Annotated in this window: 13 protein-coding genes; 10 read left to right on the top strand and 3 right to left on the bottom strand. The window is 73.5% G+C overall.

Annotation, left to right across the window (positions count from 1 at the left end; all coding sequences use genetic code 11):
• Positions 1 to 37: 37 nt before the first annotated feature.
• From ACZ55A_RS07275 to ACZ55A_RS07265, 3 genes are read left to right on the top strand one after another with little or no spacing between them, the layout of a single operon-like run.
• Positions 38 to 1,036 (top strand): NADPH:quinone oxidoreductase family protein, encoded by a 999-nt coding sequence (locus tag ACZ55A_RS07275; protein WP_468835584.1) that lies wholly within the window; start codon positions 38 to 40, stop codon positions 1,034 to 1,036.
• Positions 1,033 to 2,217: an acyl-CoA dehydrogenase family protein gene (locus ACZ55A_RS07270; RefSeq protein ID WP_468835581.1), complete on the top strand. Its 1,185-nt coding sequence runs from the start codon at positions 1,033 to 1,035 to the stop codon at positions 2,215 to 2,217. The genes ACZ55A_RS07275 and ACZ55A_RS07270 overlap by 4 nt, the downstream gene beginning before the upstream one ends.
• Positions 2,214 to 3,413 carry an acyl-CoA dehydrogenase family protein gene (locus ACZ55A_RS07265; protein ID WP_468835579.1) on the top strand — a complete coding sequence of 400 codons (1,200 nt, stop codon included), beginning with the start codon at positions 2,214 to 2,216 and terminating at the stop codon, positions 3,411 to 3,413. Before ACZ55A_RS07270 ends, ACZ55A_RS07265 begins: the two co-directional genes overlap by 4 nt.
• Before the next feature lie 51 nt (positions 3,414 to 3,464).
• On the opposite strand, the gene ACZ55A_RS07260 is transcribed toward ACZ55A_RS07265, so the two are convergent.
• Positions 3,465 to 4,004 carry a hypothetical protein gene (locus ACZ55A_RS07260; RefSeq protein WP_468835577.1) on the bottom strand — a complete coding sequence of 180 codons (540 nt, stop codon included), beginning with the start codon at positions 4,002 to 4,004 and terminating at the stop codon, positions 3,465 to 3,467.
• A gap of 202 nt (positions 4,005 to 4,206) precedes the next feature.
• Here ACZ55A_RS07260 and ACZ55A_RS07255 point away from each other — a divergent pair, with 202 nt between their 5' ends.
• Positions 4,207 to 5,547 (top strand): hypothetical protein, encoded by a 1,341-nt coding sequence (locus tag ACZ55A_RS07255; protein WP_468835575.1) that lies wholly within the window; start codon positions 4,207 to 4,209, stop codon positions 5,545 to 5,547.
• 39 nt (positions 5,548 to 5,586) lie between these two features.
• Here the strand turns inward: ACZ55A_RS07255 and ACZ55A_RS07250 are convergent, their stop codons facing one another.
• The gene (locus tag ACZ55A_RS07250; protein ID WP_468835573.1) at positions 5,587 to 6,126 is read right to left on the bottom strand and encodes a cell wall hydrolase; all 540 of its coding nucleotides are present in this window, start codon (positions 6,124 to 6,126) and stop codon (positions 5,587 to 5,589) included.
• A gap of 108 nt (positions 6,127 to 6,234) precedes the next feature.
• Between ACZ55A_RS07250 and ACZ55A_RS07245 the strand changes: the two genes are divergently transcribed.
• Complete coding sequence (locus ACZ55A_RS07245) at positions 6,235 to 7,464, top strand: S1 family peptidase (RefSeq protein ID WP_468835570.1); 1,230 nt, start codon at positions 6,235 to 6,237, stop codon at positions 7,462 to 7,464.
• Between the two features lie 107 nt (positions 7,465 to 7,571).
• Positions 7,572 to 8,048, top strand: coding sequence for an acyl-CoA thioesterase (locus ACZ55A_RS07240; protein WP_468835567.1), 477 nt, complete (start codon positions 7,572 to 7,574; stop codon positions 8,046 to 8,048).
• 36 nt (positions 8,049 to 8,084) lie between these two features.
• On the opposite strand, the gene ACZ55A_RS07235 is transcribed toward ACZ55A_RS07240, so the two are convergent.
• On the bottom strand, positions 8,085 to 8,864 hold the full coding sequence (locus tag ACZ55A_RS07235) for a DeoR/GlpR family DNA-binding transcription regulator (protein ID WP_468835564.1): 780 nt from the start codon (positions 8,862 to 8,864) through the stop codon (positions 8,085 to 8,087).
• 241 nt (positions 8,865 to 9,105) lie between these two features.
• Between ACZ55A_RS07235 and ACZ55A_RS07230 the strand changes: the two genes are divergently transcribed.
• The 4 genes from ACZ55A_RS07230 to ACZ55A_RS07215 are packed head-to-tail and all read left to right on the top strand — an operon-like array spanning position 9,106 to position 14,119.
• The gene (locus ACZ55A_RS07230; RefSeq protein WP_468835561.1) at positions 9,106 to 10,404 is read left to right on the top strand and encodes an MFS transporter; all 1,299 of its coding nucleotides are present in this window, start codon (positions 9,106 to 9,108) and stop codon (positions 10,402 to 10,404) included.
• Positions 10,405 to 10,417: 13 nt separating this feature from the next.
• Positions 10,418 to 11,989, top strand: a complete 1,572-nt coding sequence (locus ACZ55A_RS07225; protein ID WP_468835558.1) for an FGGY family carbohydrate kinase — start codon at positions 10,418 to 10,420, stop codon at positions 11,987 to 11,989.
• Positions 11,982 to 13,496: an FGGY-family carbohydrate kinase gene (locus tag ACZ55A_RS07220; protein WP_468835555.1), complete on the top strand. Its 1,515-nt coding sequence runs from the start codon at positions 11,982 to 11,984 to the stop codon at positions 13,494 to 13,496. Before ACZ55A_RS07225 ends, ACZ55A_RS07220 begins: the two co-directional genes overlap by 8 nt.
• Positions 13,493 to 14,119, top strand: a complete 627-nt coding sequence (locus tag ACZ55A_RS07215) for a histidine phosphatase family protein (protein WP_468835552.1) — start codon at positions 13,493 to 13,495, stop codon at positions 14,117 to 14,119. Before ACZ55A_RS07220 ends, ACZ55A_RS07215 begins: the two co-directional genes overlap by 4 nt.
• Positions 14,120 to 14,130 lie beyond the last annotated feature (11 nt).

Below are 14,130 nucleotides of genomic sequence, written 5' to 3'. Positions count from 1 at the left end.
CGCCCACCCGCGTATCCAAGGTCACTGGAGGCCCCAGGTGAAGGCATGGCGCGTACACGCGAACGGTGAGCCGCGTGAAGTGATGCGGCTGGAGGAGGTGCCGGACCCGCAGCCGGGGCCGGGGCAGCTGCTGCTGCGGGTGCGGGCCGCCAACGTCAACTTCCCGGACGCGCTGCTCTGCCGGGGCCACTACCAGGTCAGGCCGCCGCTGCCGTTCACGCCGGGCGTGGAGATCTGCGGTGAGGTGCTGGCCGTGGGGGAGGGGGCGGCCGGAGCGGTCGGGGCACGGGTGCTGGCCCAGCCACCGCTGCCCGACGGCGGCTTCGCCGAACACGTGGTCGTCGACGCGGCGGCGGTCCGCCCGGCCCCCGAGGCACTGGACGACGCCGAGGCCGCCGCACTGCACATCGGCTACCAGACCGGCTGGTTCGGGCTGCACCGCAGGGCCCGCATCCAGGCGGGTGAGACGCTGCTGGTGCACGCCGCGGCAGGGGGCGTCGGCAGCGCCGCCGTACAGCTCGGCAAGGCCGCCGGCGCTCAGGTCATCGGCGTGGTGGGCGGCGCGGACAAGGCCCGTACCGCCCGTGAACTCGGCTGTGACCTGGTCCTCGACCGCCGCTCCGACGACCTGATCGCCGCCGTCAAGGAAGCCACCGGCGGCCGTGGCGCGGATGTGGTCTACGACCCGGTGGGCGGCGAGGCGTACGCCAAGTCCGTCAAGTGTATCGCCTTCGAGGGCCGGATCATCGTCGTCGGGTTCGCCGGCGGTGCCGTTCCCAGCCCCGCGCTCAACCACGCGCTGGTGAAGAACTACGCGATCCTGGGCCTGCATTGGGGCCTGTACAACACCAAGGACCCGGCCGCGGTGGACGCCTGCCACGAGGAGCTGACCAAGCTCGCCGCACAGGGCGTCGTCAAGCCGCTGATCGGCGGGCGGGTCCCGCTGGAGGACGCCGCCGACGCCGTACAGCGGGTCGCCGACGGCACCACCGTCGGCCGCCTCGTGGTGGTCCCCGGAGCGGAGGAGGCCCGATGACCGACGCCGCAGAACTGCGCCGGCGCACCGCCGCGCTGCTGGCCGCACACCCTCCCGCCACCACGGAGCGCCTGGAGTTCCTGCGCGCCCGCTTCGACGCCGGACTCGCCTGGATCCACTTCCCCGAGGGCCTCGGCGGGCTGGACGCGCCACGGTCCCTCCAGGCGGTGGTGGACGAGGAGCTGGCCGCGGCCGGCGCCCCCGACAACGACCCGGGCCGGATCGGCATCGGCCTGGGCATGGCCGCGCCCACCCTCCTGCGGTTCGGCACCGAGGAGCAGAAACAGCGCCTGCTGCGCCCGCTGTGGACCGGCGAGGAGGTGTGGTGCCAGCTGTTCAGCGAGCCCGGCGCCGGCTCCGACCTGGCCGCGCTGGCGACCCGGGCGGTGCGCGACGACCAAGGAGACTGGATCGTCGACGGCCAGAAGGTCTGGACGTCCAGCGCGCACCTGGCCCGCTGGGCGATCCTGATCGCCCGCACCGACCCCGACGTGCCCAAGCACCGCGGCATCACCTACTTCATCTGCGATATGACCGACCCCGGCGTCGAGGTCCGGCCGCTGCGGCAGATCACCGGCGAGGCCGAGTTCAACGAGGTCTTCCTCTCCGGCGTCCGGATCCCCGACGCCCACCGCCTCGGTGAGGTCGGCGAGGGCTGGAAGGTCGCCCAGACCACGCTGATGAACGAGCGGGTCGCGATCGGCGGGACCCGTATCCCCCGCGAGGGCGGCATGATCGGCGTCGCCTCCGCCGACTGGCGGGCCCGTCCCGAACTGCGCACCCACGACCTGCACCAGCGGCTGCTGACGCTCTGGGTGGAGGCCGAGGTGGCCCGGCTGACCGGGGAGCGGCTGCGCCAGCAGCTCACCAAAGGCCAGCCAGGGCCCGAGGGCAGCGGGATGAAGCTGGCCTTCGCCCGGCTCGCCCAGGAGATCAGCGGCTGGGAGGTGGAGTTCCTGGCCGAGGACGGACTGACCTACGACGACTGGACGATGCGCCGCCCCGACGGCGTCGACTTCACCGGGCGCGAGGCCGGCTACCGCTATCTGCGCGCCAAGGGGAACTCCATCGAAGGAGGCACCTCCGAAGTGCTGCTCAACATCGTCGCCGAACGTGTGCTGGGGCTGCCGCCCGAGCCGCGCACCGACAAGGACGTCGCGTGGAAGGACCTCCCCCGATGACCGCCGGACCCCTCCCGTCGAGCGCCCCGACGCCCGACCCCGACCTGCTCTACTCCGAGGACGAGGACGCGCTGCGCGCCGCCGTACGGGCGCTGCTCACCGACCGCAGCGATCCGGCCACCGTGCTCGCCGGCCTGGAGTCGGACGTCCCGTCCGACAGCGGCCTGTGGCGGGCGCTCGCCACGGACATCGGGACCGCGGGGCTCCTGGTCCCCGAAAAGCTCGGCGGGGCGGGCGCGAGTGCCCGTGAGGCCGCCGTCGTACTGGAGGAGCTGGGCCGCTCGGTCGCTCCCGTGCCGTATCTGACCAGCGCGGTCATCGCGGTGACCGCCCTCCTCGGCTGCGCGCACCACCAGGAGGAGGTCGCCGGGCCGCTCGCCGCGCTCGCCGCGGGCACCGTCGGCGTGCTCGCGCTCCCGCTGCCGACCGCACCGGGCGCGCTGCCGGAGCCTGCCGTACGTGCCGACCGGGACGGTGCGCTGACCGGCCGGGTGACCTCGGTCGCCGATGCCACGGCCGCCGAGCTGCTGCTCGTCCGGGCCCAGGGCCCCGAAGGACCGGCCCTCTACGCGGTCGACGCCGCGGCGGACGGCGTGCACGCCGAGAGCGTCACCGCGCTCGACCTCACCCGCCCCCTCGGGCACCTCACCTTCGACGGCGCGCCGGGCCGGCTGCTGGCCACCGGGGAGCGGGCCCACACCGCCGTCGAGCGTGCCCTGCTCACCGGGGCCGGGCTGCTCGCCTCCGAGCAGCTGGGCCTCGCCGAATGGTGTCTGACCGAGACCGTGCGGTACACGGCCGAGCGCACCCAGTTCGGCCGCCCCGTCGGCTCGTTCCAGGCGCTCAAGCACCGGATGGCCACCCTGTGGCTGGAGGTCGCCTCGGCCCGTGCCGCCGCCCGTAACGCGGCGGACGCGCTGGCCACCGGCAGCCCCGATGCCGCCGTGGCGCCCGTGGTCGCGGCCGCCGGGACGCACTCCGCGCGAGTGGCGGTGGCGGTCGCCCAGGCGTACTGCGCGCCGGTGGCGGTGCGCGCCGCCCAGGAGTGCATCCAGCTGCACGGCGGCATCGGGATGACCTGGGAACACCCCGCCCATCTCTTCCTCAAGCGGGCCAAGAGCGATGAGCTCGCGCTGGGGTCACCGGGGCGGCACCGGGAGGCCCTGGCGGGGCTGGTCGACCTGGCCGCACCGTAGGACGACGAACCGGGCGCCTGCCCTGGGGAGCCGGCGCCCGGTTCCGGCCGGTCACTCGGTGATGGCGAAGGTCCTGCTGAACCCGCGGACCGCGCCGTCACCGGCGGTGGCCACCTCCAGGAAGTAGTGGGGGGCCGGCGGCACCCGGGGGAGCGTCACGAACGCCTCGCCTTTCGGTGCTGCGCCCGCCTTGGTGGCGACCATCGCCATCCGCTGGGCGCGGCCGTGGCCCATGTCCGCGTTCAGCCAGATGTCCACCTCCCGGCCCGTGCTGTTCTTCCAGGCCACGGCGGAGCTGCCGTTCGACTTGAAGTCGACACCGGCCTGCGGCGCGGTGACCTCGATCCGCCCCGCCACGGGCGCGAACTGCCCGGCGTCGTCGCCGGCGGCGCCCGCGCCGAGCGCGGAGGTGGCGGCCCGCGCTGCCGAGCCCCCGTGCCCGGTCGTGGCGGCCAGGGCGCTGCCGGCCGACAGCCGCACCGGGTCGGCGTGGTGCTGGGCGGGCGCCAGCGTGATCACCAGCATGCAGCCGACGGCGGTGGTGGCGACGGCGACGGCGAGATTGGTGGCTATCGAAGCGACGCGGGACATCGTCTCCTCGTTTCCTCGGGGGAGGGACGAGCCGGAACATCCCCGGCACTTCGCGTGTCAAAAACGACGCGCTGAGCGATCACCTGGATGGTCATTCCCGGCGCGACAGACCCGCGCGGGGGCGGGAGAATCCCGGCGGCTCTCCCCCTCGGATCCAGGGTCGGTGATGTCGGGAAAGTACCGTTCGGGTAGCGTCGAACCCATGAACACCGCAATGCGTCGTGTGCTGATCGCGCCGGTGCTGCTTCTGGTGGCCGCGCTGCTGGCGGTGGCCGCCATGACGGCTCCCGGTGCCCATGCCGCGGGCGGGCTCGACGAGGCCGCGACCGCCCTGAAGAAGGGCCCGGTCTACGTCGATCCGCGCGCATCCGACCTCTTCTCCGCGTCCCAGGCCGATGCCCTGGCCAAGAAGATCAAGGACGCGGACAAGCCGGTCTTCGTCGCCGTACTGCCGCGCACCGCGGACTATCAGCCGGCAACGCTGCTGCGCGACCTGCGGACCAAGGTCGGCATCAGCGGGGTCTACGCGGTCGAACTCGGCAACGGCTTCAACGCCGCCGCCGACTCGCGGGTGATGTCCCGCAGCTCGGTGCAGAACCTCGTCGGCTCGGTCAAACGGTCCGACTACCCCACCGTCTCCGAGCGGCTGAACCACTTCGTCGACACCGCGAACCAGTCGGCGAACGGCTACGCCCCCGAGTCCTGGAGCGGCACCGGCGGCGGCTTCGACACCGGCACCGCGATCGGCCTGGGCGTGCTGGTGGTCGTCGGTGGCGGCGGCGCCTACGCCATCGCCCGCCGCAACCGCCGGCGGCGCGCCGAGGTGGAGCGGGCCGCGATGGAGGATCTGCGGGTCGTCGTCGACGAGGACATCACCGCCTTCGGCGAGGAGCTGGACCGGCTCGACTTCAACCCCGGCGAGCCCGGCGCCGACGATGCGATGCGCGCCGACTACGCCCATGCGCTGGACGCCTACGAGAACGCCAAATCGGCGATGGCGGCGGCCGCGCACCCCGGTGAGGTGCAGGCGGTGACCCAGGCCCTGGAGGACGGCCGCTTCTCGCTGGCCACGCTCGCCGCGCGGCGCGAGGGCCGGCCGCTGCCCGAGCGCCGGCTGCCCTGCTTCTTCGACCCCCGGCACGGCCCGTCCGTCGTCGATGTCGCCTGGGCACCGGCCGGCGGCGCGCAGCGCACGGTACCGGTCTGCGCCGCGGACAAGAGCCGGCTGGACGACGGCCGCGAGCCACTGGCCCGTACGGTCCGGACCGACAGCGGCGACCGCCCGTACTGGGACGCGGGCCCGGCCTACGCCCCCTGGGCGGGCGGCTACTTCGGCGGCGGTCTGCTGCCCGGCCTCCTGGTCGGCACGGTACTCGGCAACATGATGATGTCGTCGCACGCCTACGGCGCGGACTACGGCGCCGCCGGCGGCGACTTCTCCGGCTCCGACTTCAACGCCGATGACTTCGGCGGTGGCTTCGGTGACGGCGGAGGATTCGGCGACGGGGGCGGCTTCGGCGGCGACGGTGGCGGCGGCTTCTGAGCCGCCCCGGGCCGGTGGCCGCGCGGCTCCGCCGTGTGCTCACCGGCCCGTCGCGGCCACCGCCCGCTTGACGCCCAGCAGGCGCGCATAGCGCGGCCGCGCCGCGAAGTCCGCATAGCGCCACACCGCCGGCCGGCCGGCTTCCCGGCACAGATGCAGCACCTGGTCGGGGCCCAGATGAACGCCCACATGGGCCCCGTACCCCTCCGGACGGCCCTCGACCGGCCCGCCGTCGAACAGCACCAGGTCCAGCGGCCGCGGCCGGTCCACCCGCACGGTCGCCCGCCGGTCCGCCCACAGCTCCGCCGAGCGCAACGGCGGTACCGGCAGGCCGAAGTGGCCCAGTACGGCGTAGGCGTAGCGCTGGCAGTTGGCGCCCCCGGCCAGACCGGCGAGCGGGCCCTGCGGGACGGTGCCGGCGCCATCAGCCGTTCCGTCCGGCCCGTATGACGGGCATTCAGGTGTCGCCGCTCCCGGATGGCGGGCGCCCGAGTAGGTCACGTTGCGCAGCACCTCCGGCAGTTGCCGGAACGCTACCGGCCCGTAGGTGAAGGGGACTTGGGGGCCGGGCTCGCTCATCACACCCCCATGATGCAGGGGATCTCCCTCGTGCCGCACGCCCCGGTCTCGCGCACGCTCGACGCACACCGGATCCGACGTGCACTCGACATCGCGAGGAGATCCCCGATGGAACGCCGCTTTCGCAAGGCCGCTCTCTGGGGCGCGACCGTGGCCGCCGTGGTGGCGGCGGCCGGCCCGCTCAGTCCGGCGCGCGCCCTGCCGCAGTCCGAACCGACGCCCCAGCCCTCGCCCCGCGGCATGCTCGACGCGATGCGCCGGGACCTCGGACTGACCGCCGAGCAGGTGCGGACCCGGCTTGCGCAGGAGGCCGAGGCCAACCGGGCGGCGGCCGCCGTGCGCCGGGCGCTCACCGCACCGCCGGCCGGGATGTGGTTCGACAAGGGGACCGGCAAACTCGTCGTCGCGGTCACCGGCGCCGCCGACGCACAGCGGGTACGGGTCGCCGGCGCGCTGCCCAAGACCGTGCGGCACAGCCGTGCGGTGCTCACCGCGCTGGTGCGCCGGATCGACGACCGGGCCGGCAAGGGCGTGCCGGGCGTCACCGGCTGGGGGGTGGACGAGCGCGCCAACGGCGTGGTGATCCGCGTCGACCGCACCAAGCACACCGAGCGGACCGACGCCTTCGAGCGGGACGTGCGCGTCCTCGGGAGCCGGGCGAAGGTGCCGGTCACCATCGAGCGCAGCGCCCAGACACCGCACCAGCAGGACGGCACGGTCATCGGCGGTGAGCGCTGGATGCCCGGCCACGAGGGAATCTGTTCCGTCGGCTTCTCGGTGACCGGCCCGCACGACTTCCAGGGCTTCCTGACGGCCGGTCACTGCACCCTCACCCCGGACCAGGCCGCGTACGGCAAGGACGGCAGCCGGCTGGGGACCTCCAACCAGGGCGGCGTGCGCAGCGTCAACGGGCGCGCGGGCGACTTCGGGCTGGTCGCGGTCGACCAGCCGGGCTGGACGCTCAGCTCGACCGTGGCGGGCCAGGGCGGCACACCGGTCACCGTCACCGGTACGCAGGAGGCCCTGGCCGGTATGTCCATCTGCCACTCCGGCCAGTCCAGCGGCTGGCACTGCGGCGAGATCACCCGGGCCGACCAGACCGTGGACTACGGCACCACGGTCATCGACGGGCTCTCGTACACCAACGCCTGTTCCGCGCCCGGCGATTCGGGCGGCTCGTACGTCACCCAGCCCAACGCCCCGATGGCCGTCGGGATGCACTCCGGCGGCGGCGCCGCGACCTGCGACAACTTCGGGGGCGACACCGTCACCATCTTCCAGCCGGTCGGCAAGCCGCTGGCCAGGTGGAATCTGCGGCTGAAGACGGGCAGCCCCTGAGAGCCACCGCAACGGACGGGGCCGACGCCTACGATGGGAAGCCAGTGGCTGATGAGGCCCGGGGTGTCCGAGAGGCGGCCGGTGCCTACGGGGAGGGGAAAGCGCATATGGCAGAAGCAGTCGAAGCGGCGGACAGCGCGGCCGGTGCGCAGGCGGAGGAGCCGTTCGCCGTAGCGGTCACCGTCCGCGGCTATGAGACCGACACCCAGGGCCATCTCAACCAGAGCGTCTACCTCCAGTACGCCGAGCACGCCCGCTGGTCACTGCTACAGGCGAGCGGCATCCGGCAGAGCACCATGGTGGACCGGCGCATCGGCCCGGTGACCATCGAGACCACCATCCGCTACCGGCACGAACTGCGGGCCGGTGACGAGGTCGAGGTGAGCTGCGCCTTCGTCTGGGGCGCAGGCCGGACGTTCCGGGTCGAGCAGACCGTCCGCAAGACGGACGGGACCGTGGCCGCCGAGGTGAGCGCCGTCGGCGGGCTGCTGGACCTGACCGAGCGCAAGCTGCTCACCGACCCCCGGGCGTTCTTCCGCGAGCTGGCCGAGGACCCCTCGCTGCTGGGCCTCGCCGAGGAGTGACGTCAAGTCGCCTCCCCTACAGAGCAGTTGGGGAGGTCAGCGGGCCGGTACCACCGTCACCTCGGTACCGGCCGCCCGTATGTGCCGTATCTGGTCCGCCGGCAGGCCGTCGTCGACGATCAGCAGGTCGAAGTCGGTGAGTGGAGCGAGGGCGTAGAGGCCCCCCTTGGTGAACTTGGTGTGGTCGGCGAGCAGGATGCGGCGGCCCGCGCACTCCATCATGGCGCGCTTGACCTGCACCGTCTCCGGTGAGGTGTGGTAGCAGCGGCCGTTGGTGACGGCCGTGGTGGACATGAAGAGCACATCGGCGCGGAAGGCCCGCACCGCGTCGGCGGTGTGCGGGCCCATGAAGGCGTCATAGGCGGGGAAGTAGGCACCGCCCAGGGTGATCAGGGAGATACCGGGTTCTTTGGCGAGAGTGGTGACGGCCGGCAGGGAGTTGGTGATCACCGTCAGCGGGGTGTGCTCGGCGACCTGATGGGCCAGGAGAAGACAGGTGGTGCTGTCGTCGAGCAGCACCGACTGGCCCGGGACCAGCAGCGTCGCGGCGGCCCGGGCGAGCTGCTGTTTGGTCTGCGCCATGGTCGCCATGCGCTCCGCGACGCTGCCGTGGAACTGCGCCGACGGCAGCCCGGTCGCCCCGCCGCGCACCTTGCGCAGCCAGCCCTGGGCCTGAAGGGCGTCCAGATCGCGGTGCGCGGTCATCAGGCTGATGCCGTACTCCTCGGCCAGGTCCGCGGTGCGGACGAAACCTCGGGCGATGACCGTCTCCCGTATGCGGCGCCGCCGCTCCTCCTGGGCCTCGACCCGGTCCATCGCCCGACTCCCTCCGTGCCCGCCGTCGGCGTTCACCGCGTGAATTCGCCGCGTTATGTTCGCACGGATTTAACACTGCACGCCCGGCGGCCATGGCGTCCACATGCGGTTCCGGTACGACGCAACATGGCTGGTCGCGGCCCCGATGCGAAGATTCCGCAGGTGATTGACGCCCGATTCTGCGCGGCGGTTCCATCGCTCCGTCCACCGCTCCTGCCGCCGCCGCAGAAAGGGAGATTCGATGAAGAACTCTCCGCCGGGTTCGCTGATCACACGCCTGGGCATCCCGTCCACCCTCGCCTGGGGCTACCTCGGGCTGCTCCTCTTCATGATCGGGGACGGCGTCGAGTCCGGCTATCTCTCGCCGTACCTCATCGACCGGCACCTCTCGGAGCCCCGGGTCGCCCTGCTCTTCACCGTCTACGGGATCGCGGCCGGCATCGCCGCCTGGCTCTCCGGGGTGCTCTCCGACCTGTGGGGCCCGCGCCGCGTCATGTGGACCGGTCTGGGCATCTGGGCGGTCTTCCAGGTGCTCTTCCTCGCCGTCGCGATACCGCTGGCCAGCTACCCGCTGATGATGCTCGGCTACGGGCTGCGCGGTCTGGGCTATCCGCTGTTCGCCTACGGGTTCCTGGTCTGGATCGCCGGGGTCGCGCCGCGGGCCCGGCTCGGCACGGCCATGGGATGGTTCTGGTTCGCCTTCACCGGCGGGCTGCCCACGCTCGGCTCGCTGGTCGCCAGCGGGCTGATCCCGCAGATCGGCGCGTACGCCACGCTGTGGGCCGCGCTGGTACTGGTCGCCGCGGGCGGGCTGATCGCCCTGCTACTGGTCCGTGACGAGCACGGCGGCAGGCGGCCGCGCGGTACCGGCGAGGGGCCGGTGGCCACGCTGGTCGGCAGCGTGACGGTGCTGTGGCGCAACCCCAGGGTCGGGGTCGGCTCGCTGGTCCGCGTCATCAACACGGCCTCGCAGTTCGGCTTCTTCGTGATCATGCCGATCCACTTCACGAGAACGGTCGGCTTCAGCCTCACCCAGTGGCTGCATCTGCTCAGCGCGATGTTCGCGACCAACATCTTCGCCAATCTGCTGTTCGGCGTCGTCGGCGACCGCTTCGGCTGGCGCCGCACCATCGCCTGGTTCGGCGGCGCCGGCTGCACGCTGAGCACCCTGCTGCTCTTCTACGTCCCGCACGCCGCGGGCGCGAACTTCTCGCTCGCCCTTCTCGTCGCCGCGTTCTACGGCGCTACGCTGGCGGGTTATGTACCGCTTTCGGCGCTGGTGCCCACCTTGGAGCCGAAGCACCAGGGGCAGGCGCTGGCCGCCCTCAACCTGGGCGCGGGCGCCAGCACCTTCGTCGGCCCCGCCGTCGTCGCGGTCTTCGTCGGACCGCTCGGCGTCGAAGGGGTGGTCTGGATCTTCGCCGGGATGTACGCGGTGAGCTGCGTACTCGCCCACTTCCTGAAGCTGCCGGAGGAGTCGGGCGCGGCGGACGCGGCCCCCGACGGCAGCGCGCCCGCCACCGCCTCGGCACCGGCCTGAAAGGCCCGCACTGATGTCCGTACTGACCATCGACGTCGGCACCACGGTGATCAAATCCGTCGTCTTCGACGACCAGGGCACCGAGATCGCCGTCGCCCGCCAGGCCACCGAGGTGCTGCGCCCGCACCCCGGCTGGGCCGAACAGGACATGGACGCCGTCTGGCAGGCGGTCGTCCGCACCGTCCGCGCCGCGCTGGACGGGCTGACCGACCCGGTTCGGCTGGTGTCCTTCACCGCCCAGGGCGACGGCGCCTGGCTCGTCGACGACCGCGGCCGCCCCACCGGACCCGCCATCCTGTGGTCCGACGGCCGCGCCGGGGACCTGCTCACCGCCTGGCAGCGCGAGGGCGTCCTGACCGCGGCCTTCCGCCGCAACGGCTCGCTGACCTGCGCCGGCATGCCCAACGCCCTCTTCAGCTGGCTCGCCGCCCACGACCCGGACCGGCTGGCCCGCTCCGCCACCTCGCTCACCGCCGCCGGCTGGCTCTTCCTGCGCTTCACCGGCGTCCGCGCCAGCGATGAGTCCGATGCCTCGGCGCCCTTCCTGGACCACGCCACCGGCGACTACGACCCGTACATTCTCGACCTGTTCGGCCTCCGCGCGTACGAACGGCTGCTGCCCACCGTCCTGGGGGAGTCACAGCGGATCGCCGAACTCACCGGCACGGCAGCGGACGAACTGGGACTGCCGGCCGGACTCCCGGTCGTGATGGCGCCCTACGACATCGCGGCCACCGCCCGCGGCGTCGGCGTGGTCAACCCCGGCCAGGCCTGCACCATCCTCGGCACCACTCTGTGCACCGAGATCGTCCGCACGGAGATCGACACCGGCGGCGAGCCGTCCGGCATCCATATCGCCTACCGCGGTCGCGAGCGGGTGCTGCGCGCCTTCCCCACCCTCAACGGCGCCGAGGTGCTCGGCTGGGCAGCACGGCTGCTCCATCTGCCCGGACCGCCGGAACTGGCGCAGCTCGCCTTCGAATCGGAGCCGGGCGCCCGTGGGCTGATGTTCCTGCCCTACCTCTCCCCGGCGGGTGAGCGCGCCCCGTTCCTCGACCCGGGCGCCCGCGGCTCCTTCTGGGGCCTGTCCCTGGAACACACCCCGGCCGACCTGGCCCGCGCCGTCTTCGACGGACTCTCGCTGGTGCTACGCGACTCGCTGGCCGCCGCCCGTACGGACGTCAGCGAGCTGCGGCTGTGCGGCGGCGGCGCCAACAGCGACGCCTGGTGCGCACTGATCGCCGATGCGACCGGTGTGCCCACCGCCCGCTCCGGCGACACCGAACTCGGCGCCAAGGGCGCCTTCCTCACCGGCCTGGTACGCACCGGAGCCGAGACCAGCATGCACAGCGCGGCCGCCAAGTACGTCCGGATGCAGCGCAGTTGGGAACCCGAGCCGGAGCGTGCGGAGTTCTATGCCGCGCTCTACGAGGACTTCCTCGCCTGGCGCGGACTCGCCCGGGAGGCCGGCTGGCGCGGCCGAGCGACCTGGTCGGGCAGCGCCGACCGCCCCGCCGAGGCCACCGGACGGCCGACCGAAGCCACCGGCACCACCCGCCCCGCCCCTGGAGACCCCCTTGTCTGACCCGCGCCACCGCGGCGACCGCCCCGCCCCCGCCCTCGACGGCATCTGGCTCGGCCTCGACCTCGGCACCCAGAGCGCACGCTGCCTCGCCGTCGACGGCACCGGGCGGGTCCTGGCCACCGCCGCCCGCCCGCTCACCAGCCGGCGTGCCGGCGACCGGCATGAGCAGGACCCCGAGGAGTGGTGGGGCGCGCTCACCGCCGCCTGCCGGGAAGCCCTGGCCGGCCTCGACCGCCGGCGGATCCGCGGGCTGGCCCTCGACGGCACCTCCGGCACGATCCTGCTCGCCGACGGCCGGGGCACGCCGCTGACCCCTGGGCTGATGTACGACGACGGGCGCGCCACCGCACAGGCCACGGCCGTCAACACCGCCGGCGCCGCGGTCTGGCAGGAGCTGGGCTACCGCAGCATGCAGCCGTCCTGGGCGCTGCCCAAGCTCGTCGCCCTGCTGCACGCCGAACCCGGCCTCCGGACCGGCACCCGGCTGCTGCACCAGGTCGACCTGATCACCTGGCGGCTGGCGGGGCGTCAGCTCCCGAGCGACGCCAGCCACGCCCTCAAGACCGGCTACCACCTCGTCGAGGAGCGCTGGCCACAGGAGGTGATGGACCAACTCCGCGTCCCCGCCGGCATGTTGCCGGAGGTCGTCCGTCCGGGAAACGTGCTCGGCACCGTCTGCGCCCAGGCCGCCGAGAGCACCCTCATCCCCGAGGGGACCGCCATCGTCGCCGGGATGACCGACGGCTGCGCCGCGCAGATCGGCGCCGGAGCGCTCGCACCGGGCTCCTGGAACGCGGTGCTCGGCACCACCCTCGTCCTCAAGGGCAGCAGCCCGCACCTGGTCCGCGATCCCGCGGGCGTCGTCTACTGCCACCGCGGACCGGGCGACAACTGGCTGCCGGGCGGCGCCTCCAGCAGCGGCGCCGGCGTCCTCTCCCGGCACTTCCCCGGCGAGGACCTGGACGCGCTCACCGCCCGGGCCGCGGCCCTCGACCCGGAGGCGGTGGCCTACCCCCTGGTCGCCGGCGGCGGCGAACGCTTCCCCTTCCGCGCCCCTGAGGCCGAACCCTTCCTCCTGGGCCACGCCGCCACCCGGGCCGAGGAGTTCCACGCGTATCTGCTCGGCGTGGCCTGCCTCGAACGGCTCTGCTTCGACTACCTCGACCACCTCGGCGCGCCCGTCGACGGCCCGCTCACCCTCACCGGGGGCGGCGCCCGCAACGCCTACTGGTGCCGGCTGCGCGCCGAGGTCCTCGGCCGCCCCGTACGGCTGCCGCGACACGCGGAGGGCGCCCTCGGCATGGCCGTACTCGCCGCCGCCTCCTCGGGCATCGGCCTTGAACAAGCGGCCGCCGCCATGGTCCGTACCGACCGGGAGATCGTGCCCACAGCGGACCGCACCGCCCGCCATCTGCCCGTCTACCTCCGCTTCCTCGACGAACTCACCCGCCGTGGCTGGCTCGGCCAGACAGTGGCCGACCACGCCCGCAGGAGGGCAGCACAGTGACCGACTTCATCCTCGTACGCCACGGCGAGACCGTCTGGCATGCGGAGAACCGCTACGCCGGCCGCACCGATGTGCCGCTCACCGCCCACGGCCGCGCACAGGCCGCCGCCCTCGCCACCTGGGCCACCACCGCCGGCCTCACCGCCGTCTGGAGCTCCCCGCTCTCCCGCGCCCGGCTCACCGCCGCCCCGGCCGCCGCGGCCTGCGGGCTCACCCCGCGCATCGACGAGCGGCTCTGCGAGGTCGACTTCGGCCAGGGAGAGGGCCTGACCAGGGACGAGATGCGCGAGCGCTTCCCGGAGCGGCTGGCCGCCTTCCTCGCCGACCCGGTCGAGCACCATCTGCCGGACGGTGAACACCCCCGCCACGCCGCCGAGCGTGCCGCCGCCGCGCTCGCCGATATCGCCCGCGCACAGCCGCACGGCCGCGTCCTGGTGGTCGCCCACTCCACCCTCGTACGGGTTCTGCTCTGCCGGCTGCTGGGCATCCCGCTCACCGACTACCGCCGGGTCTTCCCCCAGCTGCACAACGGCGCCCTCACCGAGATCCGCATCGAGCACGGGCAGACCGCACTGCTCAGCTTCAACGCCCCCGCGCCGGCCCAGGCCCCCGCCCTCCACTGACCGAACAGGCC

Source organism: Streptomyces sp. NPDC034111 (genome assembly GCF_055575375.1).
The sequence above is the reverse complement of the archived record's forward strand: the minus strand, read 5'-3'. Positions and strand labels throughout refer to the sequence as shown.

Coding starts and splice junctions, on each gene's coding strand:
- ACZ55A_RS07255 (WP_468835575.1), top strand. CDS start 4,207: ATGAACACCGCAATGCGTCGTGTGCTGATCGCGCCGGTGCTGCTTCTG.
- ACZ55A_RS07260 (WP_468835577.1), bottom strand. CDS start 4,004: ATGTCCCGCGTCGCTTCGATAGCCACCAATCTCGCCGTCGCCGTCGCC.
- ACZ55A_RS07265 (WP_468835579.1), top strand. CDS start 2,214: ATGACCGCCGGACCCCTCCCGTCGAGCGCCCCGACGCCCGACCCCGAC.
- ACZ55A_RS07225 (WP_468835558.1), top strand. CDS start 10,418: ATGTCCGTACTGACCATCGACGTCGGCACCACGGTGATCAAATCCGTC.
- ACZ55A_RS07250 (WP_468835573.1), bottom strand. CDS start 6,126: ATGAGCGAGCCCGGCCCCCAAGTCCCCTTCACCTACGGGCCGGTAGCG.
- ACZ55A_RS07245 (WP_468835570.1), top strand. CDS start 6,235: ATGGAACGCCGCTTTCGCAAGGCCGCTCTCTGGGGCGCGACCGTGGCC.
- ACZ55A_RS07240 (WP_468835567.1), top strand. CDS start 7,572: ATGGCAGAAGCAGTCGAAGCGGCGGACAGCGCGGCCGGTGCGCAGGCG.
- ACZ55A_RS07270 (WP_468835581.1), top strand. CDS start 1,033: ATGACCGACGCCGCAGAACTGCGCCGGCGCACCGCCGCGCTGCTGGCC.
- ACZ55A_RS07235 (WP_468835564.1), bottom strand. CDS start 8,864: ATGGACCGGGTCGAGGCCCAGGAGGAGCGGCGGCGCCGCATACGGGAG.
- ACZ55A_RS07230 (WP_468835561.1), top strand. CDS start 9,106: ATGAAGAACTCTCCGCCGGGTTCGCTGATCACACGCCTGGGCATCCCG.